The sequence below is a fragment of the Pseudomonas sp. B16(2017) genome, assembly GCF_002113205.1.
GTDB classification, from domain to species: domain Bacteria; phylum Pseudomonadota; class Gammaproteobacteria; order Pseudomonadales; family Pseudomonadaceae; genus Aquipseudomonas; species Aquipseudomonas pharyngis.
Map to the genome: position 1 here is coordinate 89,616 of NZ_NEKA01000001.1, position 22,140 is coordinate 111,755.

At 61.3% G+C, this 22,140-nt stretch carries 21 protein-coding genes; 15 read left to right on the forward strand and 6 right to left on the reverse strand.

Going from position 1 to position 22,140, the window contains the following annotated elements:
- The first annotated feature begins 58 nt into the window (after positions 1 to 58).
- The 4 genes from CAG25_RS00455 to CAG25_RS00470 all read left to right on the forward strand — a co-directional run bounded on the left by CAG25_RS00455 (position 59) and on the right by CAG25_RS00470 (position 4,803).
- A complete protein-coding gene (locus CAG25_RS00455; protein ID WP_085611986.1) occupies positions 59 to 1,402 on the forward strand; it encodes a pitrilysin family protein in 1,344 nt (447 codons plus the stop codon).
- Positions 1,395 to 2,888 carry a pitrilysin family protein gene (locus CAG25_RS00460; protein WP_256575360.1) on the forward strand — a complete coding sequence of 498 codons (1,494 nt, stop codon included), beginning with the start codon at positions 1,395 to 1,397 and terminating at the stop codon, positions 2,886 to 2,888. Before CAG25_RS00455 ends, CAG25_RS00460 begins: the two co-directional genes overlap by 8 nt.
- Positions 2,889 to 2,954: 66 nt before the next feature.
- Positions 2,955 to 3,968: a hydrolase gene (locus CAG25_RS00465; protein WP_256575361.1), complete on the forward strand. Its 1,014-nt coding sequence runs from the start codon at positions 2,955 to 2,957 to the stop codon at positions 3,966 to 3,968.
- A 4-nt stretch (positions 3,969 to 3,972) separates the two neighbouring features.
- Complete coding sequence (locus CAG25_RS00470) at positions 3,973 to 4,803, forward strand: AraC family transcriptional regulator (protein ID WP_085611989.1); 831 nt, start codon at positions 3,973 to 3,975, stop codon at positions 4,801 to 4,803.
- A gap of 4 nt (positions 4,804 to 4,807) precedes the next feature.
- On the opposite strand, the gene CAG25_RS00475 is transcribed toward CAG25_RS00470, so the two are convergent.
- Positions 4,808 to 5,662 (reverse strand): sulfurtransferase, encoded by an 855-nt coding sequence (locus CAG25_RS00475; RefSeq protein ID WP_085611990.1) that lies wholly within the window; start codon positions 5,660 to 5,662, stop codon positions 4,808 to 4,810.
- Positions 5,663 to 5,690: 28 nt separating this feature from the next.
- Positions 5,691 to 6,362, reverse strand: a complete 672-nt coding sequence (locus CAG25_RS00480; RefSeq protein ID WP_039767914.1) for a TetR/AcrR family transcriptional regulator — start codon at positions 6,360 to 6,362, stop codon at positions 5,691 to 5,693.
- Positions 6,363 to 6,508: 146 nt separating this feature from the next.
- On the opposite strand from CAG25_RS00480, the gene CAG25_RS00485 reads away from it, so the two are divergent.
- The 5 genes from CAG25_RS00485 to CAG25_RS00505 all read left to right on the forward strand — a co-directional run bounded on the left by CAG25_RS00485 (position 6,509) and on the right by CAG25_RS00505 (position 11,096).
- Positions 6,509 to 7,939, forward strand: a complete 1,431-nt coding sequence (locus CAG25_RS00485) for a coniferyl aldehyde dehydrogenase (protein ID WP_085611991.1) — start codon at positions 6,509 to 6,511, stop codon at positions 7,937 to 7,939.
- Between the two features lie 24 nt (positions 7,940 to 7,963).
- Positions 7,964 to 8,509 carry a twin-arginine translocation pathway signal protein gene (locus CAG25_RS00490; protein ID WP_085611992.1) on the forward strand — a complete coding sequence of 182 codons (546 nt, stop codon included), beginning with the start codon at positions 7,964 to 7,966 and terminating at the stop codon, positions 8,507 to 8,509.
- A 42-nt stretch (positions 8,510 to 8,551) separates the two neighbouring features.
- A complete protein-coding gene (locus CAG25_RS00495) occupies positions 8,552 to 10,147 on the forward strand; it encodes a GMC family oxidoreductase (protein ID WP_085611993.1) in 1,596 nt (531 codons plus the stop codon).
- 115 nt (positions 10,148 to 10,262) lie between these two features.
- Positions 10,263 to 10,742: a pantetheine-phosphate adenylyltransferase gene (gene coaD / locus CAG25_RS00500; protein WP_007953414.1), complete on the forward strand. Its 480-nt coding sequence runs from the start codon at positions 10,263 to 10,265 to the stop codon at positions 10,740 to 10,742.
- 102 nt (positions 10,743 to 10,844) lie between these two features.
- Positions 10,845 to 11,096 carry a YfhL family 4Fe-4S dicluster ferredoxin gene (locus CAG25_RS00505; protein ID WP_003195146.1) on the forward strand — a complete coding sequence of 84 codons (252 nt, stop codon included), beginning with the start codon at positions 10,845 to 10,847 and terminating at the stop codon, positions 11,094 to 11,096.
- A 36-nt stretch (positions 11,097 to 11,132) separates the two neighbouring features.
- Here the strand turns inward: CAG25_RS00505 and CAG25_RS00510 are convergent, their stop codons facing one another.
- From CAG25_RS00510 to CAG25_RS00520, 3 genes are all read right to left on the reverse strand, one after another.
- Positions 11,133 to 11,456 carry a hypothetical protein gene (locus CAG25_RS00510; protein WP_011336397.1) on the reverse strand — a complete coding sequence of 108 codons (324 nt, stop codon included), beginning with the start codon at positions 11,454 to 11,456 and terminating at the stop codon, positions 11,133 to 11,135.
- A 69-nt stretch (positions 11,457 to 11,525) separates the two neighbouring features.
- A complete protein-coding gene (mutM, locus tag CAG25_RS00515; protein ID WP_064600123.1) occupies positions 11,526 to 12,338 on the reverse strand; it encodes a bifunctional DNA-formamidopyrimidine glycosylase/DNA-(apurinic or apyrimidinic site) lyase in 813 nt (270 codons plus the stop codon).
- Positions 12,339 to 12,367: 29 nt separating this feature from the next.
- Positions 12,368 to 13,180 carry an HDOD domain-containing protein gene (locus CAG25_RS00520; protein ID WP_178076163.1) on the reverse strand — a complete coding sequence of 271 codons (813 nt, stop codon included), beginning with the start codon at positions 13,178 to 13,180 and terminating at the stop codon, positions 12,368 to 12,370.
- 227 nt (positions 13,181 to 13,407) lie between these two features.
- Here CAG25_RS00520 and CAG25_RS00525 point away from each other — a divergent pair, with 227 nt between their 5' ends.
- From CAG25_RS00525 to ilvD, 6 genes are all read left to right on the forward strand, one after another.
- The gene (locus CAG25_RS00525) at positions 13,408 to 13,947 is read left to right on the forward strand and encodes a type 1 glutamine amidotransferase domain-containing protein (protein ID WP_064600129.1); all 540 of its coding nucleotides are present in this window, start codon (positions 13,408 to 13,410) and stop codon (positions 13,945 to 13,947) included.
- An 83-nt stretch (positions 13,948 to 14,030) separates the two neighbouring features.
- The gene (locus CAG25_RS00530; RefSeq protein ID WP_039767907.1) at positions 14,031 to 15,227 is read left to right on the forward strand and encodes a class I SAM-dependent rRNA methyltransferase; all 1,197 of its coding nucleotides are present in this window, start codon (positions 14,031 to 14,033) and stop codon (positions 15,225 to 15,227) included.
- A gap of 446 nt (positions 15,228 to 15,673) precedes the next feature.
- Positions 15,674 to 16,747: a SagB family peptide dehydrogenase gene (locus CAG25_RS00535; protein ID WP_085611995.1), complete on the forward strand. Its 1,074-nt coding sequence runs from the start codon at positions 15,674 to 15,676 to the stop codon at positions 16,745 to 16,747.
- Positions 16,744 to 17,700 (forward strand): diiron oxygenase, encoded by a 957-nt coding sequence (locus CAG25_RS00540; RefSeq protein WP_085611996.1) that lies wholly within the window; start codon positions 16,744 to 16,746, stop codon positions 17,698 to 17,700. The genes CAG25_RS00535 and CAG25_RS00540 overlap by 4 nt, the downstream gene beginning before the upstream one ends.
- Positions 17,693 to 18,910, forward strand: coding sequence for a multidrug effflux MFS transporter (locus tag CAG25_RS00545; RefSeq protein WP_085611997.1), 1,218 nt, complete (start codon positions 17,693 to 17,695; stop codon positions 18,908 to 18,910). Before CAG25_RS00540 ends, CAG25_RS00545 begins: the two co-directional genes overlap by 8 nt.
- Positions 18,911 to 19,165: 255 nt before the next feature.
- Positions 19,166 to 21,007 (forward strand): dihydroxy-acid dehydratase, encoded by a 1,842-nt coding sequence (gene ilvD / locus CAG25_RS00550; RefSeq protein WP_011336405.1) that lies wholly within the window; start codon positions 19,166 to 19,168, stop codon positions 21,005 to 21,007.
- A 61-nt stretch (positions 21,008 to 21,068) separates the two neighbouring features.
- On the opposite strand, the gene CAG25_RS00555 is transcribed toward ilvD, so the two are convergent.
- A complete protein-coding gene (locus CAG25_RS00555; protein WP_085611998.1) occupies positions 21,069 to 22,130 on the reverse strand; it encodes a phosphorylcholine phosphatase in 1,062 nt (353 codons plus the stop codon).
- Positions 22,131 to 22,140: the final 10 nt, after the last annotated feature.

Here is a 22,140-nt window from a genome sequence, read left to right on the forward strand (position 1 = left end):
CGCAAAATCTCCACAGTGGATTACGCCATTTCAGTAATCCATTGAGGACCCATCATTTATGGACACTTTGTGCAGCAGGATGCTGCCTTGCCTGGCCCTGGCCCCGCTGCTGGCGCTGGCCGCCCCACCACCGACCACCCATGAGTTTCTGCTGGACAACGGCCTGAAGGTCATCGTCCGCGAGGATCACCGAGCCCCGCTGGTCACTTCCCAACTGTGGTTCAAGGTCGGATCGGCTGACGAAGCACCGGGTCAGACCGGACTGTCACACGCGCTGGAGCACATGCTTTACAAGGGCAGCAGCAAGACCTGTCCGGGCGAGGCATCCGCCATACTGGAATCCCTGGGGGCATCGGAAAATGCCTTTACCGGCAAAGACGTCACTGCCTACCACCAGACTTTGCCCAAGCCTTATCTGGGGGTCGCATTCGAACTGATGGCCGACCTGATGTCGACGGCTCACCTCACACCTGAAGATTTCGCTTCCGAGATAAGTGTCATTCAAGAAGAGCGCCGTTTGAATGTGGAAGACAGTCCTCTGGACACTGCACTGGAGCGTCTGGAAACCCTGGCCTATCCCTCCAGCAGCTACCGGACCCCCGTCATCGGCTGGATGAACGATCTGCGCACCTTGAACACCGCTCAGTTGCGCGACTGGTATGAGTCACGCTACGCCCCTGGCAATGCCACGCTGGTCGTCGTCGGCGACGTCACCCTCGATTACGTTCAACCTCTGGCTCAACGCTACTTCGGCGGCCTCGCCAGTCGCCCCCTCACACAAACCGTAAAACCGCGCGAATTGCCGCGGCCAGGCGAACGCCGCCTCATCCTCAACCAACCGGTGCCCGCCCCGCAGTTGATCATGGCGTTCAACGTTCCCAGCCTGGCTACAGCAGATACATACCGGACTGCGCATGCGCTGCGCCTGATGGAAATGTTGCTGGCAGGCTCCCAGAGCGCTCGCCTGCAAAAACACCTGCAACACAAGGAGCATGTATTCAGCCATGTCAGCGCCAGCTACGACCTTTACAGTCGCGGCGATACTCTTCTGACATTGAGCACCCGCCTCGACAGCTCACAACCCACAAGCCCGGAAACCGCACAAATACGAGTCTGGGATCTGCTCGAGGAACTGCGCACCACGCCCCCCTCTCCCGAAGAACTGGAACGCGCACGGACCCAACTGATCGCCCAGAGAGTTTTTGCCCGGGATTCGATCATGAACACTGCCATACATCTGGCCGCCCTCGAGAGCGCTGGCCTGTCGTGGCAATTGCTCGATCAGGAGATCGCCGAGCTCAAGAAAGTGACCCCCGAGGACCTCCGCCAGGTCGCTGAAAAGTACCTGATCCGCGAACGCCTCAGCACAGCCCACGTGCTTGCGGAGAAAAAACATGGATAAATCTGCGCACGTCTTTCGGTCTGCCATGGCCGGTTTTGCGTTCACCCTCTGGCTGTCAGCCAGTCCGGTTGCTGCCGATACTGCGCCAGCCGGTTTTCCCAAATCACGATTGCAATCGCTGTCGGAAACAGACACGACCCGACAGACTCCACGCCCATTGAGCATCAAGGGCTGGAAAACCACGACAGGCATCAAAACGTTATTCATCCGTACGACGGAGCTGCCGATGTTCGATGTTCACGTCAGCTTCGCCGCCGGCAGTGCACACGACGGCAATACCCCAGGACTGGCGGCGTTGATATTCAGCCTGTTCAACGAGGGGGTGAGCGGCAAGAATGACCATGCGGCGATTGCCGAAGTCTTTGACGGGGTGGGTGCGAAGCTCGGGATGGATCTCGATCAGGAGCGTGCCACGTTCACGTTACGCAGCCTGAGCGATCCAGACAAAAGCGCACCGGTGCTGCAACTGTTTACGCAAATGCTGGGGCAGCCCTCTCTTTCCGATGAAGCGCTGCTGAGGGTCAAGAGCGAGCTTCATGGCTTGCAGCTGGCACAACAGCAACAACCTGCGGACATTGCCAGGCAACGCCTTCAGGAGCTGCTGGCTCCGGACACGCCCTACGCCCGTTCGATCTACGGAACCGATACCGACATGACCTCGATCACCCGTCAGGCCGTTCAAACGTTCCACCGACAAACCCACTCGGCAAGCCAGACACAAATTACGTTGGTGGGAGACCTTTCCGTCGAGCAGGCACAGGCCATCAGCCTGCAAATCGCCAATGCGCTACCCGCCCCCACCGTTGCACTCCCCGCCGTCGAACCGCCCAAAGCGTTCGGCACTGAAATGCATCACCATGTCGAGCGCACACAAGAACAGACTCACGTATTGCTTGGGCAACCCAGCCTGTCGCGCCAACACGAGGATTTCATTGCGCTGTATGCCGGGACGCTGATTTTCGGCAGTGGCGCAAATTCCCGCCTGATGACAGAACTGCGCAACAAACGAGGCCTGGTATACGACGTCAGCATTCGCACCAAAGACTGGGCAGGCGGCGGACTGACATCAATTGCTCTGCAGACCAGCCCCCAATTCGTGAATGAAACGGTGGCTCTGGTGAAATCGATGCTCAGCGATTTCCGGCGTGATGGCCCCTCGCAGGAGGAGCTCGATCACTTCAAACGCCGACTGGCCAACGCCAATATCACTGGCAGTGCCAGCAACGGGCAGATTCTCGCGCGCCTGATCGAGATCAACCGCCACCACTTGCCGCTCGACCTGGATTTCTTCGCGCAACAGGTGCAGAGCCTGACGCTGGAGCAGATCAGAATGGCAGTGGACAAACATCTGCCTGACGATCAGTGGCGGGTAGTGACCGTAGGTCCGACGACACCCCAACTGCCGCTCCCGCAACCGGCCATTGTCCCGACCGTCGAGCCGTCCGGGCATTCGTGTCGCGCTGATGCGGGCTTTGTGGCAAGTTAGATCTCCCTTGAAGTGGCAGCCCTTTGTGTGGCGACCACTTCATGCATGACACCGTCGAGATTTACTGTGCGCGCACCTCTTGCTCCTTCCGAACCCGGATTTCGTTTCACACCCGCCTTCGGCCTCGGCAATCCACACCTGCAAACCTTGTGGGGGCCGCTATGGCGTAAAACCGTGCACCTTGATCGCCAGCGCGAACGGCTGTGGCTGGACGACGGCGATTTCCTCGACCTCGACTGGTATGGCCCGCACAGCGCTGAAGCGCCACTGGTACTGGTGCTGCACGGGCTGACCGGCTCTTCCAACTCCCCCTACGTCGCCGGAATCCAGGCAGCGCTCGCCGCGCAAGGCTGGGCCAGTGTCGCGCTGAACTGGCGCGGCTGCTCCGGCGAGCCGAACCTGCTGCCGCGCAGCTACCACTCCGGGGCCAGCGAAGACCTCGCCGAAACCCTCCGCCACCTGAAGGCCAAGCGGCCATTGGCGCCGCTGTATGCGGTCGGCTATTCCCTCGGTGGCAATGTGCTGCTCAAGCACCTGGGGGAAACCGGCAGCGCCAGTGGCGTGCTCGGTGCGGTGGCGGTGTCGGTGCCGTTTCGCCTCGATCAGTGTGCCGACCGTATTGGCCAGGGTTTCTCGAAGGTCTATCAGGCGCACTTCATGCGCGAGATGGTGGCCTACATCAAGAACAAGCAGCGTCAGTTCCAGCATGACGGGCGCGAAGATGGGATTGCAGCTTTGGCGGCCCTCGGCTCGCTGGAAAACATGCGCACCTTCTGGGATTTCGATGGCCGGGTGACCGCGCCGCTGCACGGTTTCGCCGATGCCGAGGATTATTATCGCCGGGCATCGAGCCGTTACTTTCTCGGTGAGATCCGCACACCGACCCTGATCATTCAGGCAGCGGACGACCCGTTCGTGTATCCCCACAGCCTGCCGCAGGCCAGTGAGTTGTCGGCAACGACGCAATTCGAATTGCAGAACAAGGGCGGGCACGTCGGCTTCGTCGACGGCACGCTCCGCCAGCCGGGTTATTACCTGGAACGACGGATTCCGCAGTGGCTGGCCGACGCGGGGCGATGAGGTCATGAGCGATCAGGGCGAGTCGATCCGCTTCTGGCAAGCCGCGCCCCTGGCCGGGGTCGAGCTGTTGACCGCGCGCTACATCGAGCATCGTTTCGCCCCGCACGTCCACGACGGTTATGTGATCGGCATGATCATGGCCGGCGCCCAGCGCTACCGTTATCGCGGCGCCGAACACCTGGCGGGCAGCGGCACGCTGGTGCTGATCAATCCGGACGAAGTGCATAACGGCCACAAGGGCACCGAGGACGGCTGGCTGTACCGGGCGTTTTATCCCGACACCGGGCAGATTGTCGCGCTGTTGAATGAACTGGAACTACCGACCGCACCGATGCCGGCCTTCGGGGCGACGCTGTATCGCGATCCGGACCTGGTCAACGGTTTCTGTCAGTTGCATCGCTTGCTGGAAAGCCCCGCCACCGCGTTGCAACAGCAAACCGTGTGGCGGGAAATGATGATGCTGCTGTTGCAGCGTCACGCAGCGGTGCAGATCAGCGGCAACCCCGGCAAGGAGCACCGCGCGGTGGCGATGGCCAAGGAGTTGCTGCACGCGCAACTGGCGGCGCCGCCCTCGCTGGAAGAACTGGCGGCGGCCGTGAACCTCTCGCCCTTCCACTTCGCCCGGGTGTTCCGCCGCGCCACCGGCATGCCGCCGCACAGCTGGCTGATGCAGCAGCGAATTGCCTGCGCGCGGGGCTTGTTGCAGAGCGGCTGCCTGCCGGTGGAGGTCGCCACGCAGCTGGGATTTGCCGACCAGAGCCATCTGAGCCGGCAATTCAAACAGGTTTATGGCGTGGGGCCGGCGGCCTATCGCAGCGCGCGCCTGGATCGCTGAGCGTTTACTCGCCGGTGGCGATACCGCGCGAAGGCTCGTTGATCCACTCGCTCCACGATCCGGCATACAGCGAACCCAATGGATAACCCGCCAGACACAGGGCAAACAGGTTGTGACACGCCGTCACCCCGGAGCCGCAGTAAGCCACCAGATCGTTCGGGGAACGCTCGCCGAGTTTCGCGGCGAAACGCTGCTTGAGCTGATCGGTCGGCAGGAAACGCCCGTCGCTGCCCAGGTTGTCGGTAAACGCCGCGCATTGCGCGCCGGGAATGTGCCCGGCGATCGGGTCGATCGGCTCCACTTCGCCCTTGAAGCGCGGCAAGGCGCGGGCATCGAGCAGGGTCAGGGCCGGCTGGCCGAGGCGTTGCTGCAATTGCTCGGCGCTGAGCAGCAGGCGCATGTCCGGCTGGCCGCTGAAGTTGCCCCGGGCCGCTGACGGTGGATCAAGACTCAACGGCAGCCCCGCCGCATGCCAGGCCTTGAGCCCGCCATCGAGAATGAACACGCCGTCACGCTTGCCCAGCCACGCCAGCAACCACCAGGCCCGCGCCGCATAGGCGCCCGGGCCGTCGTCATACAGAACCACGTCGCTGTCATTATTGATGCCGAACGCTTGCAGGCGTTCGATCAGCGCCGCCGGTTCCGGCAGCGGATGGCGACCGGTCACGCCCTTGATCACCGGGCCGCTGAGGTCGCGTTCAAGATCGGCGAAATGTGCCCCGGCAATGTGCCCCTCGGCGTAGCTGCGCTGGCCGTAATCCGGGTCTTCGAGGGCAAAGCGGCAATCGAGAATCACCAGCCCCGGTTGCGCCTTGCGGGCATCCAGTGCGGTCGGGCTGATCAGTTGCGCAATCGGCATAGCGAACGACTCCAGTGAGGAAATGGGCTTACGGTCTCTCTTCGAGGGCCTGGGCCAGCGGCACGTAGAACTCTTCGAACAAGGCGTTGACCTCATCGCGGGCCTGCTCGGTGACGAACCCTGCTTCCAGCACCAGCACCTGATACACGCCACGTTTGATGGCCTGTTCGCTGAGGTAGTTGGAATTCTCCCGGGTCGTGCACAGGAAGCGCACCCAGGAGGTGAGGATGATCCACGCGTTGAGGGTCAGGGATTCGATCTGCACCCGATCCATTTTCAGGATGCCGGCGGCAACGAACCCTTCATAGATCGCCGCGCCCTGGATCACGCAGCGCTGGGAGAAGCGCCGGTAGCGCCCGGCCAGCTCAGGATCGCTGTCGAGCAGATGCTCGAGATCGCGGTGCAGGAAACGGTAGCGCCACATCGCCGACAGCAGCTCCTTGAGATAGAAGCGCTTGTCTTCGACCGTCGCGGCACGGCCCTGAGGCGGACGCAGGAAGCTGTCCACCAGGCTTTCGTACTCACTGAACAGCACGGCGATGATCGCCTGCTTGTTGGGGAAGTGGTAGTACAGATTGCCCGGAGAAATCTCCATGTGGGCGGCGATGTGATTGGTGCTGATGCTGCGCTCGCCCTGCTGATTGAACAGCTCGAGGCTGTTCTGCACGATGCGCTCGCTGGTTTTGATCCGTGGGGCCATGGCTTGAGCTTTAATTCAGAGTGCGTTGGGGGGCATCTTACGGCCTAACCGGAACGGGATAAAACCAGGATGCGCAAGGAAGCCATTTGACTTTCTAGAGCATAGACTCTAAAAAGCTCCTCACAACAACAACTCCGGAGCCGCCGATGACTGCCGATATTGCCTACCTGCAAACGCTGCAACAGCCGCTGGAAGAGCTCAACCGGCTGTTTGACGCGCAGCGTGCCGCCTACGCCGCCAACCCGATGCCGCCTGCGGCCCAGCGCCAGCAATGGCTCAAGGCCCTGCGCGATTTGCTGAGCAACGAGCGGCAGGCCCTGATCGACGCCATCAGCTCCGACTTCAGCCACCGCAGCGCCGATGAAACCCTGCTCGCCGAGCTGATGCCGAGCCTGCACGGCATTCAATACGCCAGTCGGCACATCAGCCAGTGGATGAAACCTTCAAAACGCAAAGTCGGCGTTGCTTTCCAGCCCGCGTCGGCGAAAGTCGTGTACCAGCCGCTGGGCGTGGTGGGCGTCATCGTGCCGTGGAACTACCCGCTGTTCCTGGCCATCGGCCCGCTGACCGGCGCCCTTGCGGCCGGCAATCGGGTGATGCTCAAGCTCAGCGAATCGACCCCTGCCACCGGCCTGCTGCTCAAGGAACTGCTGGCGCGAATCTTCCCCGAGGATCTGGTGTGCGTGGTGCTCGGCGAGGCCGATGTCGGCGTGGCGTTTTCGAAAATGCGCTTCGACCACCTGCTGTTCACCGGCTCCACCAGCGTCGGCAGGCACGTGATGCGCGCAGCGGCAGAGAACCTGACGCCGGTGACCCTGGAACTGGGCGGCAAGTCCCCGGCCATCGTCTCCCGCGACGTGCCGCTCAAGGACGCCGCCGAGCGCATCGCTTTCGGCAAGACCCTCAACGCCGGCCAGACCTGCGTGGCCCCGGACTATGTGCTGGTGCCGGAAGAGCGCATCGGCGGTTTCGTCGAAGCCTATCGCCAGGCCGTGCGCGGGTTTTATCCGACACTCGCCGACAACCCGGACTACACCGCGATCATCAACGAGCGCCAACTGGCGCGGCTCAACAGCTACCTCAGCGACGCCACCAGCAAGGGCGCGCTGCTGATTCCGCTGTTCGACCAGGGCCAGGGCCGACGCATGCCGCACAGCCTGCTGCTGAATGTCAGCGACGAGATGACGGTCATGCAGGACGAGATCTTCGGCCCGCTGCTGCCGATCGTGCCCTATCAGGATCTGGATCAGGCATTTGCTTACATCAATCAGCGGCCACGTCCTCTGGCTCTTTACTACTTCGGCTACGACAAGCGCGAACAGAAGCGCGTACTCAGCGAAACCCATTCCGGTGGCGTCTGCCTCAATGACACGCTGCTGCACGTGGCGCAGGACGACATGCCGTTCGGCGGCATCGGCCCGTCGGGCATGGGGCATTACCACGGGCACGAAGGTTTCCTGACATTCAGCAAGGCCAAAGGCGTGCTGGTCAAACAGCGCTTCAACGCGGCGAGGCTGATCTACCCGCCCTACGGCAAATCCATTCAGAAACTGATCCAGAAACTGTTCATTCGCTAACGTCACCGCCGGGTAATAACAACAATGCACCCAAGCCTGACCGAAACACCTGCCCTGTCGCGCCGTGGCCTGCTGAAATTCAGCCTCGGCGCCACGGCTTTCCTCGCTACCGCCGGCCTTGGCGCCAGCCTCAGCGGCTGTTCGTCGAGCGTTTCAGCCAACGGGTTCGCCACGCTGCGCAGCGCTGATCTGCTGTTTCTGCGTGCGCTGATTCCAGTGATGCTGGAGGGCGCCGTTACTGTGGAAAAGATGCCCGCTGCTGTCGACGGAACGCTTAAGTCGCTGGACTACAGCCTCGATCACCTGTCGCCGGAAATGCTCAAGCTCACCCGGCAACTGTTCGACGTGCTGGGCATGGCGGTGACGCGCGGGCCATTGACCGGGATCTGGGGCAGTTGGGAAAACGCCAGCCCCGAGGCGATCCGTCACTTCCTCGAACGCTGGGAAAACAGCTCGCTGAGCCTGCTGCGCATGGGCCACAGCTCATTGCTGCAAATGGTGATGATGGCCTGGTACACCCGCGCCGAATCCTGGGCCCATTGCGGTTACCCCGGCCCGCCCGCCGTTTGAGCCTGGCGACCCACGCAAAACAATAATAAGAGAACCTGATCGATGCCCGTACCCGACCCGTTTCGCGAAGGCCTTGCCCGTGGCTGGAAAACCTACAACGGCGCGCAACTTACCGATGACCTGAGCCTGGAAGCCGACGTGGCCATCATCGGCAGCGGCGCTGGTGGCGGCACCACGGCGGAAATCCTCAGCGCCGCCGGCTACAAAGTGCTGCTGATCGAAGAAGGCCCGCTCAAGACCAGCAGCGATTTCAAACTGCTGGAAGACCAGGCCTACAGCAGCCTCTATCAGGAAGGCATCGGCCGCATGAGCAAGGACGGCGCGATCACCATCCTTCAGGGCCGCGCGGTCGGCGGCACCACGCTGATCAACTGGACATCGAGTTTTCGCACCCCCGAACCGACCCTCGAACACTGGGCCAGGGAACACAACGTCAAAGGCCACAGCCCCGCCGACATGGCGCCGTGGTTCGAAAAAATGGAGCAGCGACTCGGCGTCGCCCCGTGGATGGTGCCGCCCAACGCCAACAACGACGTGATCCGCAAAGGCTGCGAACAACTCGGCTACAGCTGGCACGTGATCCCGCGCAACGTACGCGGCTGCTGGAACCTCGGCTACTGCGGTATGGGCTGCCCGACCAACGCCAAGCAATCGATGATGGTCACGACCATTCCGGCGACCCTGGAAAAGGGTGGCGAGCTGCTCTATCTGGCCCGGGCCGAAAAGCTTTTGATCAACGGCGACAAGGTCATCGGCCTGCAATGCGTGGCGATGGACGAACGTTGCGTCGAGCCGACTGGGCACGCCATTACCGTCAAGGCACGCCACTACGTGCTGGCCGGCGGCGGGATCAACAGCCCGGCGCTGCTGATGCGTTCGGATGCACCGGATCCGCACAAACGGCTGGGCAAGCGCACCTTCCTGCATTTGGTGAACATGTCCGCCGGGCGTTTCGACGAGGTGATCAACCCGTTCTACGGTGCGCCGCAATCGATCTACTCGGATCATTTCCAGTGGAAGGACGGCACCACCGGCCCAATGGCCTACAAACTCGAAGTGCCGCCGCTGCACCCGGCGCTGGCCGCCACGTTGCTCGGCGGGTTCGGTCAGGAAAGCGCGCAACACATGGCGGACCTGCCCCACACCCACGCGATGCTGGCCCTGCTGCGTGACGGTTTTCACCCGGACAGCCCGGGCGGCAGCGTCGAGCTGCGCGGTGACGGCTCGCCAGTGCTCGACTATCAGGTGTCGCCTTACACCTGGGAAGGCTTGCGCCGATCCTTCCACAGCATGGCCGAGATCCAGTTCGCCGGCGGCGCCAAAGCGGTGATGCCGATGCACGCCGATGCGCGCTACGTGAACAGCCTGGCCGAGGCCCGCTCGTTGATCGACAGCCTGAGCCTCGAGCTGTATCGCACCCGCCTGGGCAGCGCCCACGTCATGGGCGGTTGCGCGATGGGCGAGGACCCGAAAAGCGCGGTCACCGACAGCGTCGGCCGCCATCATCAACTTCGCAATCTGTCGATTCATGACGGCTCTTTGTTCCCCACCAGCATCGGCGCCAACCCGCAGTTGTCGGTGTACGGTCTGACGGCACAACTGGCAACATCCCTCGGCGAACGGCTGAGAAACCCGTGAAAAAGACGAAAATTCCGCTCGTCTATAGTGCTTTCTTACCCAACAGGCGACTTTCCCGACCGGGACGGCTGCGATACCATCCGACTCCCCAACGGATTCCCGCCAGGACGACGCGATGAACCGAGTGTTGTACCCAGGTACCTTCGACCCTATTACCAAGGGCCATGGCGATCTGGTCGAACGCGCCTCGCGCCTGTTCGACCACGTGATCATTGCGGTCGCCGCCAGCCCCAAGAAGAATCCGCTGTTCCCGCTGGAACAACGGGTCGAGCTGGCCCGCGAGGTCACCAAACACCTGCCGAACGTGGAAGTGGTCGGCTTCTCGACGCTGCTGGCGCATTTCGCCAAAGAGCAGAACGCCAACGTGTTCCTGCGTGGCCTGCGCGCGGTATCGGACTTCGAATACGAATTCCAGCTGGCCAACATGAACCGCCAGTTGGCGCCGGATGTGGAGAGCCTGTTTCTCACCCCGTCCGAACGTTATTCGTTCATTTCCTCGACCCTGGTGCGGGAAATCGCGGCCCTGGGCGGCGATATCAGCAAGTTCGTCCACCCGGCGGTGGCCGAGGCCCTGACCCTGCGCTTCAAGAAGTAACGACCGTTCAAACGGCGCCCGCGTGCACTACGGGCGCCAATGCGGCACAATTGCGCGCATTGATTCATAGCGCCCGGGCTCCCCGCCCCGGCTGGAGTTAGCATGTCCCTGATCATCACCGACGATTGCATCAACTGCGACGTCTGCGAACCCGAGTGCCCGAACGCCGCCATCTCCCAAGGCGAAGAGATCTACGTGATCGACCCGAACCTGTGCACCCAGTGCGTCGGTCACTACGACGAGCCGCAGTGCCAGCAGGTCTGCCCGGTGGATTGCATTCCACTGGACGAAGCCCATCCGGAGACTGAAGAACAGTTGATGGAGAAGTACCGCAAGATCACCGGCAAGGCTTGAGTCTCTTTTTAGATCGCAGCTTTGGCTGCGATCTGACTATTCGCGCTGCTCAAATCCTTCTCCAGTGCAGCCCAGGCAACGCACGAACGCCGCTTTCGCCGGCGCCACCACCAGCGCCTCTCCCGCATCGCCAATTCCGCCACCCAGCGCGGTGAACGGCAACGACACGACAAACGCCCCGGCGCCGATCACCGTCGCCACCACCAGCAATGGTCGGGCAATCAGCAGGTCGCCGAGCATGGCGTAAGCCGGTGGATTCTGGATGGCGTAACGCGGATCACCGCTGCCGCCTTCCGTGGCCTGAACGGTCAGACTCAAGCACAGCAGCAGTGCGACGATGAGGGTTTGCAAGGACTTCATGGCACGATCCTTCGGGCTGAACAGTGAGACATCTCACTATAGACCGTAGGACTTTTTCGGATGCCCTGCTCAGCTCTGGCAGCGCGGACACCAGACGCTGGCGCGCTGGCCGAGCTTGATTTCCCGCAGGCCCGTGCCACAGACCTTGCAGTGCTCGCCACCGCGACCGTAGACAAACAGCTCCTGCTGGAAATACCCCGGCTGCCCGTCGCCACCGATGAAGTCGCGCAACGTGGTGCCGCCACGCTCGATGGCCGCGGCGAGGATGCGTTTGATCTCGATCGCCAGCTTCAAGTAGCGCGCCCGGGAAATGCCCTTGGCTTCGCGGCGCGGATCGATGCCGGCGGCGAACAGCGCTTCGGTCGCGTAGATATTGCCGACCCCCACCACCACTGCGTTGTCCATGATGAACGGCTTGACCGCCATCGACCGCCCGCGCGACAGCTGATACAGGCGCTCGCCATCGAACAGATCGGTCAACGGCTCCGGACCCAGACGGATCAGCAATTCGTGATTGAGCGGATCGTTGCTCCAGAGCATCGCCCCGAAGCGCCGTGGATCGGTGTAGCGCAGGGCCAGGCCCGACTCCAGTTCGATATCGACATGCTCATGCTTGGCCGCCGGCATCCCGACCTCAACCAGCCGCAAATTGCCCGACATGCCCAGATGGCTGATCAAGGTGCCGACTTCGGCGTTGATCAACAGATACTTGGCGCGCCGCTCGACCAGCACGATGCGCTGCCCGGACAGGCGCACATCGAGGTCGTCGGGAATCGGCCAGCGCAGCCGCCGGTCACGCACGATCACCCGGCTGACACGCTGGCCTTCCAGGTGCGGGGCAATACCGCGGCGGGTGGTTTCGACTTCCGGCAATTCAGGCATGAGTGTCTCGAATCAAGGGTCTTTTTAAATCAGTGCGCGCCAAGTTCGCGGATGGTCTGCTTCAACGTTTCAAAGTCGTAATCCGAGAGGCCGATGTATTCGAGCACCAGCGGCCCGACCGCCTGCCATTCGAAGTCTTCGGTCTGGTTACCCAAAACCCGGTATGACGCGCAGATGTGCTCGGCCATTTTGAGGATCGCCAGCAGGTTTTTCATCTGACTGTTGCGCGAGGTCTCGTCGCTGAAGATCGCCAGCGCGTTGTGGTGATTGGCGATGGCCGCGCTGACATGCTCCGGCAGGCGCCAGGACTTGGCGGTGTAGTAGCCGACCACCGAGTGATTGGTGTTGTAGACGTCGTTCTCGGTGTCCACAATCCGGCGCTCGGCACCCGCGTTGGCGTAAGCCGTTTCGAGCGTCGCCATGTAATCCGGGAAACGCTGAAGCATCAGCGGCACGCCGCAGTCATGGAACAGGCCCAGGGCGTAAGCCTCGTCGCTCGCCTCGGTGCCGACGCGTTTGGCCAGGGTCAGGCAGGTCATGGCCACGTCCTGGGCGGTGTCCCAGAAACGGTTGAGGGTGACGATAGTGTCGTCGTTCATTTCACCCTTGATCGACATCGCGTTGATCAGATTGATGATCGAACGGCTGCCCAACAGGTTCACCGCGCGCTTGATCGAAGTGATCTTGTTGCTCAGGCCGTAATAGGGCGAATTGACGATTTTCAGCAGCGAGCCGGACAGGCCGGGATCCTGGGAGATCAGCTTGGCGATCGTCTCCAGATCCGGGTCGGGCATGTACTGCTCCATTTGCAGATCCACCATGATCTGCGGCTGCGCGGGCACACTGATGCCTTGCAGGGACTGTTGAATCTGTTCGGTGGTCAGCTCTTGGGACATAAGTACACACTCTGGGACAGGCGGCGATTCTAACCTCTAAAAACCGACGCACGACACACCAGTGGGCAATTCGCAGGAACTTTCACTTTCCACCAGCCTTCGGAATCTGTAGTGCCCGGAGCAGTTCTCCATCTGTCTCGGGCAGTAATTCCAACAGACTCAGGAGCTTAACGATGGCTACTTCTCTCAGCGGCAAGCGCGTCGCTTTTCTCGTAACCGACGGTTTCGAGCAGGTTGAACTGACTGGCCCCAAACAGGCACTGGAGCAGGCGGGAGCGCAGGTTGACATCCTCTCCGCCGAAGCCGGCAGCGTCAAAGGCTGGAACCACGATAAACCTGCAGACGACTTCAAGGTCGACCAGACCTTTCAGGGCGCAAGCATCGAACAATACGACGCCGTGGTGCTTCCCGGCGGTGTGCAGAACTCTGACACCATCCGCATCGACCAGGACGCCCAGCACTTGGTCAAGACTGGCACCTCCGCCGGCAAACCGATCGCGGTGATCTGCCATGGCAGCTGGCTGCTGATTTCGGCAGGACTGGTCAATGGCAAGACCATGACCAGCTACAAGACGGTCAAGGACGATCTGGTCAACGCGGGGGCAAACTGGGTCGATCAGGAGGTGGTCAAGGACGGCAACCTGATCAGCAGCCGCCAACCGGACGATATTCCGGCGTTCAGCGACGCACTGATCGACGCGCTGTCGGCGTAGGGCTCCGGCGCGTTTCATCGCACGCCAAACCCGGCATAAGGCGCAACACGGTATACTCCCGCTCTTTTTTCCGGAGCGACGTCATGTCCCTGCCTAGCTTGCGCCTCAAAGCCAACGCCGACCGTCGCCTGCGCGCCGGTCACCTGTGGATCTACAGCAACGAAATCGACGTGGCCGCAACCCCGTTGCACGGCTTCAAGGCCGGCGACCAGGCGATCCTCGAGGCCGCCGGCGGCAAGCCGCTGGGCATTGTCGCCATGAGCCCGAACAACCTGATCTGCGCGCGCCTGCTGTCGCGCGACATCAAGCTGCCGCTGGACAAGTCGCTGCTGGTGCATCGCCTGAACGTGGCCCTGTCGCTGCGCGAGCGCCTGTTCGACAAGCCGTTCTATCGTCTGGTCTACGGCGATTCCGACCTGCTGCCGGGTCTGGTGGTCGACCGTTTCGGCGACATCCTCGTGGTGCAACTCGCCTCCGCGACCATGGAAGCCCATAAAGATGACGTGATCGCGGCGCTGACCCAAGTACTCAAGCCAAGCGGTATCCTGTTCAAGAACGACTCCGCCGCCCGCGATGCCGAAGGCCTCGAGCGTTACACCGAAACCGTCTTCGGCGTGGTACCGGAGTGGGTGGCGCTGGAAGAGAACGGCGTGAAATTCGAAGCGCCGGTGGTTCAGGGTCAGAAAACCGGCTGGTTCTACGATCACCGCATGAACCGCGCACGCCTGGCCCCTTACGCCAAGGGCAAGCGCGTGCTGGACCTGTACAGCTACATCGGTGGCTGGGGTGTGCAGGCGGCCGCGTTCGGCGCCAGCGAAGTGTTCTGCGTCGACGCTTCGGGCTTCGCCCTCGATGGCGTTGAGCGCAACGCTGCACTGAACGGCTTTGCCGACAAGATGACCTGCATCGAAGGCGACGTCTTCGAAGCCCTCAAGGAACTCAAGGCCAGCGAAGAGCGCTTCGACGTGATCGTTGCCGACCCGCCTGCGTTCATCAAGCGCAAGAAAGACCTGAAAAACGGTGAAGGCGCCTACCGTCGCCTGAACGAGCAAGCCATGCGCCTGCTCAACAAGGACGGCATCCTGTTCAGTGCTTCGTGCTCGATGCACCTGCCGGAAGACGACTTGCAGAACATCCTGCTGACCAGCGCCCGTCACCTGGACCGCAACATCCAGTTGCTGGAGCGTGGCGGCCAGGGCCCGGATCACCCGGTACACCCGGCCATTCCGGAAACCCGCTACATCAAGAGCATCACCTGCCGCCTGCTGCCTAACAGCTGACAGCCACACGGCACTGACGCTGTCGAAAGGGGAGCCCACGGGCTCCCCTTCTTTTTGTCTTGCACTTTGCTTTCCTACATTTATCGTCCCCCCGACGTGCAGGATATTTCCGCAAATAATTTATTTACTGATATTTAACTTACACATCCACTTCCAGCCGAAGATGACTCCGACAAAATTACTGGATTATTCCTACTTAATATTTGCTTGCGATTAACCCATTACAAACTATTATTAAGTCGTCACCACGGAGGTGACACAAACTAACCACGAAGCACCAATGAACAAGGAGTTCAATCATGAAAGCAATTACTCTGGAATCCCGCACCCTCGCAAACCTGGCTTTTCTGGTCGCACCTAAAGTCCGTTAAGTAAGGTTGGCGCTGGGTATAGCCGGCTACCCAGCGCCTCTGACAAAGCATCCATCCAGAGCAACGTGCCCCGACATGCATATAAACCCTTATTTATTCATACTGCCACGAACACCCGGCCAGATAGTCTGGAATTACAAAGACCATACTCAACATGAACTTGACCTTGAGTATTCCACTCGATTGGCGCAACTTATTCACAACCCTGATTTATATGACAACAGCAACACAATAGACACACAACTTTTAGATAGCGGAATACTGATTTCTTCAAAAAAACCAGCGCCCGTCTGGGGCTGGGATGAACTATCCAGGATCTACCATATCGGCACTCGGGATATTCCGTGCGAACAGACTCCCCGAAATATTCAGGAATGGTCCAGGCAATACCTCGAACACTGCAACACAGTGCTTGCCACTTCACCTCCGCCCGACATCCCTGCGGATACCGGTCCGAACGCGCTCATCACCCTGCCCGCACCGCTCGTACTGAATGACGACAGCCTGTTGAGTTCACTGACCCGACGAAAGACCTGCCGCTCCTTCACCGGTGCCGCCGTTTCGCTGGATGATGTCGGCACCTTGCTTTACCTGTCACTCGGCTACCTGCGAGAACGCGCAGCCGACCGCGACGACAGCATCGCCGACGGACTTGGAGCGCGACGCAGCAGCCCTTCCGGAGGCGGCCTCAATGCCTGCGCCGGGTTCGTGCTGGTGCAGAACGTCGACGCACTGGCGCCTGGCGTCTATGTCTACCACCCTGCCGAACACGCCCTGAGCTTCATCAGTCCCTTGCCCGACAGCGAATTTGGCAATCTGCTGGGGGGCCAGCACTTCATCAACAACCTGCCATTGGGCCTGTTCATCACCGCCCGCTTCGACCGGCTCTGGTGGAAATACCCGCATTCGCGCGCCTATCGAATGGCGTTCGTCGAAGCCGGGCACCTTTCGCAGACGTTTCAACTGGTGGCCACCGCGCTGGGCATGAACACCTGGCTCACGGGCGCGTTTTCCGATGAGCAGGTCGAAACATTGCTGAAGCTCGAGAACAGTGCGGAACAACCCTTGTTCTTCGTCGGTTGCGGGGAAAGCGATGGCCAAGCGATGTGTCAGGAAATGCGCGACCTGCTGCGTGAGGCACAGTCATGAGCGCCCTCGCCCCGAAGCCGGTCTTTCAGTTCACCCTGAGCGACTGGAACACCCGCGCCTCGGTCCGCACCAGCCCCCACGATTACCACTTGCCGGACAACGTGCAGGAACAACTGGAGACCCGGCACTGGTTTCCGCCGGCGTTCCTGCCCTATCTGGCCCACCCGTCCATTGAAGCAGCGGGCCGTTCGATGCTGCATCGGCTCACGGCCCGACATCTGGTGCATTTTCTCGACTACACCACGTTGCTCGAACACCGGATCGTCAATCGCGCCGTCGAAACCATCGTGCATGGCGAGCTTCCGGTCGCGGTGCCGGCGCCGATGAAAACCGCCGCGCTCCAGCTCTACACCGACGAGGGCTATCACGCCCTGTTTTCCAGTCAGGTGGCGGAGCAGATCGCCAGCCTCTACGCCATCACCGGGCGCCCGGTGATGCCCAGACGGATCACCCGGATGAACCTGCTGATAGCTCGCACCAGTCAGGAGCAACGGCCGCTGGCGTGCTTTCTTCTGGGTTTCGTCTCGGAAACCGTCATTGCCCGTGAACTGCTGGATGTCTGCCGCGACAGTCTGGTGTCCGGTGTCAACGACATGCTGCGCGATCACCTCACCGATGAAGCCCGCCACAGCCGGTATTTCACAGAAGTGTTCCACTACCTCTGGTTGCACCTGAACCCGCGACAGCGAACGTTTACCGCGACGACCTTGCTCGACATTCTGCAAATTTTCTTCGAAGTGGATGAGCACTGGCTGCAGGAAAGCCTCGGTGGCGCGGGCATTGCAAACACCACGGTGATGGACATTCTCGCCACGATGACAACGACCCAGGCCAGTCGGCGGCGGGCACGCGCCGGCAGCCTCGCCACACTGAGCGCGTTGAAGAAAGCCGGTTTTTTCGCCGAACCTCAAAACCAGACACTTTTTGCCAGGGCAGGACTGATCGATGGATGACGGACAATCTGTGGTGACTCCGCGACAGCGGCGCGGGGCTGTCAGCCTCCTGCTGGCAATGGTGTTGCTCGGCGTCTTCCCGCTGGATGTCCTGCTGCCTTCGTTCCCGGCGCTGGCCGAACACTTTGGCCGCACCCCGGCGGACATCGCCCTGTCGATCAGCCTGTTCGCCGTCGGAATAGCCTTCGCCCAGTTGTTGATCGGGCCGCTGTCCGATGTGATCGGACGCAAGGGGCTGCTGCTCGCCGGCATGAGCGTTTCCATACTCGGCGCCCTCGGGTGTGTGATGACCTCGGACTATTCGCTGTTTCTGATGTTCCGGGTGGTGCAGGCGCTGGGGTGCGGTTGCTTCGTGCTATCACAAGCGCTGGTGCAGGACCTGTTCGAAGGCGAGGAGCGTAATCGCTTGCGGATCCTGATGGTCACCGCCACCGGAATTTTCATCTCGGTATCGCCTCTTGCCGGTACCTTTCTTCAGGCAACGCTGGGCTGGCGCGGCAGCTTCTGGGTGTTTACCGCGCTGTCCGCCATCGTGCTGCTAAAGGCCTGGTGGTTTCTGGACAACAGCCGGCCGGCAGCCCGGGGCACACCCACCCACTTTCTGAAGGCTTACCGACGGGTACTGGGAGATTTCGACTTCGTCGGTTACTGGCTGATTTCGGCCTTTGCCTTCGCCTGTCACTTTTCCTTCATCGTGATTTCGCCGCTGATTTTCATGGACCGCCTGCAACTGTCCGCTTATGACTTCTCGCTGTTCCTGCTGATCTACGGCGCGGCGTATATAGTCGGGGGCATCCTGGCCAGCGTGCTGAGCAGGCGGATCAACGGTGGCCAGCAGATTATCGTCGGGTTGAGCCTGATCCTGTTCGCCGGCCTGAGCATGCTCTATCTGTCATCGAACTTCGCGCTGACCCCGGCCACGGTATTGATCCCGATGCTGATCTGCACCGCCGGCACCACCATCGCCCGGCCCGCAGCTACCTCGCGGGCGATGAGTCTGTTTCCCGAAAACGCCGGCACCTCGGCCTCGGCCGGCAGCACGATCATTTTCATCTGCGGCGGCTTGATCAGTGCCCTGATCAGCCTGAGCCCTGCCAACCTGCAATCCGCGCTGGGCTACAGCTTCGTGATGCTCAGTGGGGTGGCACTGGCATTGAACGCCCGAATCAGTCGGCGCAGCGATCTTGTGGGGCAACCGGACAGCGATTAACCCTGCCGGTCGTCATCCCGCACGCTTCGTCAGCACTGGAACAACGTTTTGCGCCATTCCCTCCTGACGCCAGCGGTGTAGAATCGCGAGATTCATCGCCATTCATCCCCGGCGGGTTTATGAGCTCAGGCTGAGACCAGCGGCGATCCCGCAACGTCATCGGCAACATCAGGACACACGGCCATTTCTGAGTGTTCCAGACGTCAATAGAAGCTCACTCCCCTTTGATACCTGATTAGCCGCCCGGAGTGCTCCATGCCAGATTACCGCTCGAAAACATCCACCCACGGCCGCAACATGGCCGGCGCCCGCGCATTGTGGCGCGCCACCGGGATGAAAGATGACGACTTCAAGAAGCCGATCATCGCCATTGCCAACTCCTTCACCCAGTTCGTACCGGGCCACGTTCACCTGAAGGACCTGGGCCAGCTGGTTGCCCGTGAGATCGAACGCGCTGGCGGCGTTGCAAAGGAATTCAACACCATCGCCGTGGACGACGGCATCGCCATGGGCCACGACGGCATGCTCTATTCGCTGCCGAGCCGCGAGATCATCGCCGACTCCGTCGAGTACATGGTCAACGCCCACTGCGCCGACGCCATCGTCTGCATCTCGAACTGCGACAAGATCACCCCGGGCATGCTGATGGCCGCTCTGCGCCTGAACATCCCGGTGATCTTCGTCTCCGGCGGCCCGATGGAAGCCGGCAAGACCAAACTGGCCAGCCACGGTCTCGACCTGGTCGACGCCATGGTGATCGCCGCCGACTCCAGCGCCTCTGACGAGAAGGTTGCCGAGTACGAGCGCAGCGCCTGCCCGACCTGCGGTTCGTGCTCCGGCATGTTCACCGCCAACTCGATGAACTGCCTGACCGAAGCCCTGGGCCTCGCACTGCCGGGCAACGGTTCGACCCTGGCCACCCACAGCGACCGCGAACAGCTGTTCCTGCAGGCCGGCCGCACCATCGTCGAGCTGTGCAAACGCTACTACGGCGAGAACGACGAGTCGGTACTGCCGCGCAACATCGCCAACTTCAAGGCGTTCGAGAACGCGATGATGCTCGACATCGCCATGGGCGGTTCGACCAACACCATCCTGCACTTGCTGGCCGCGGCCCAGGAAGCCGAGATCGACTTCGACCTGCGTGACATCGATCGTCTGTCGCGCAAGGTGCCGCAACTGTGCAAAGTTGCGCCGAACATCCAGAAGTACCACATGGAAGACGTGCACCGCGCCGGCGGCATCTTCAGCATCCTCGGTTCGCTGGCCCGTGGCGGCCTGCTGCACACCGACCTGCCGACCGTGCACAGCCGCAGCATGGAAGAAGCCATCGCCAAGTGGGACATCACCCAGACCGACGATGAAGCCGTGCACCATTTCTTCAAGGCAGGCCCGGCGGGCATTCCGACGCAAACCGCGTTCAGCCAGTCAACCCGCTGGGAAACCCTGGACGACGACCGTGAGAACGGCTGCATCCGCAGCTTCGAACACGCCTATTCGAAAGAAGGTGGCCTGGCCGTGCTGTACGGCAACATCGCCCTGGACGGCTGCGTGGTGAAAACCGCCGGCGTCGACGAGTCGATCCATGTGTTCGAGGGCAACGCGAAGATCTTCGAAAGCCAGGACAGCGCGGTACGTGGCATCCTCGCCGACGAAGTGAAGGAAGGCGACATCGTCATCATTCGCTACGAAGGCCCGAAAGGCGGTCCGGGCATGCAGGAAATGCTCTACCCGACCTCGTACCTGAAATCCAAAGGCCTGGGCAAAGCCTGCGCCCTGCTGACCGATGGCCGTTTCTCCGGCGGCACCTCCGGTCTGTCCATCGGCCACGCTTCGCCAGAGGCTGCAGCCGGCGGCGCGATCGGTCTGGTGCAGGACGGCGACAAGGTGTTGATCGACATTCCAAACCGCTCGATCAACCTGTTGATCAGCGACGAAGAACTGGCGGCACGCCGTGTCGAGCAGGACAAGAAAGGCTGGAAACCGGTCGAACAGCGTCCACGCAAAGTGACCACTGCCCTCAAGGCCTACGCCCTGCTGGCGACCAGCGCCGACAAGGGTGCGGTGCGCAACAAGGCGATGCTCGACGGGCTGTAAGCGTCAAATCGCAGAAACAAAAATGCCCCGCCAAGTGCGGGGCATTTTTTTGCCTTCAGGTTTACTGAATTTCTTCCGGTTTGACGATCACCCAGTTCTTGTCCGCCGTCACCGGCAAGCCTTCTTTCGCCTGGGCCGCCGCGTGCTTGGCCATCATGCCCTGAATCTGGGTCATGTATTTGTCCTTGCGGTTGACCCACAAGTGAATGCCGCCCTTCGCCACGTCCACATCGTGGAACAGCATGTAGCCGTCGCTGGTCGGCGTGTCGCCACCCACCAGTACCGGTTTTTTCCATTCGTCGATGTAGGTCAGGATCGCCGCGTGCTTGCCGGCCATCCAGGTCGCCGGGGTCCACAGGTACGGGGTCAGTTCGAGGCCGAGGTTGGCTTTCTCGTCATATTTGCCGGCAGTGATCTGCTTGCGCGCGGTGGTCAGCTCGCCGGTGTCGCGGTTCTTCAGCAAGGTGGTCACGCCGATCACGTTCTGCGGTTTGACGTTGTAGCCGTACTTCGGATCGGCCGCGACCATGCGCACCAGTTCTTCGGAGGCGGCGGTCATCACGTAGACCTCGATGCCGTTCTCCATCAGCTTGTTGTACAGCTCTTTCTGGCCAGTGAAGATCTTCGGCGGATTCACATCCAGATTCTTGACCACGTCACCTTCGTAATAGGTCGCCGGCACCGGTTTGCCCGAGGCCATCAGCTCATCGACGTAGCCCTTGAGTTCCTTGAGGGTGAAGCCGGAAAACACCTGCGCGACCCATGGATAGCAGACCATGTCGTCGACTTCGCAGAGGCGGTAGTAGTAGCTGAACAGGCTTTCCTTGTGGTCGGCGGTGTCCTTGAACGGCATCAGTTTCAGGGAGGGGTCGAGCTTGTCGCGGGTGATCAGGCCCTTGTTTTCCATGAACGGCAGCAACGACTCTTCGAGGTCGTAGCGGTAACTGGTGTTGTCCATGTCGAACACCGCGTAGTTACCCTTGTTGGCGTTGGCGGCGATCATCGCGTCCAATGCCTTGGCCTGATCCGCCGGCCAGTGCTTCAGGTCGGTGGCGAATGCCTGAGTGGCCAGGCCCATCCCCACAGTCAGTGCGACAGCCAGAAATTTCGGTGTGAACTTCATTGGCGCTTTC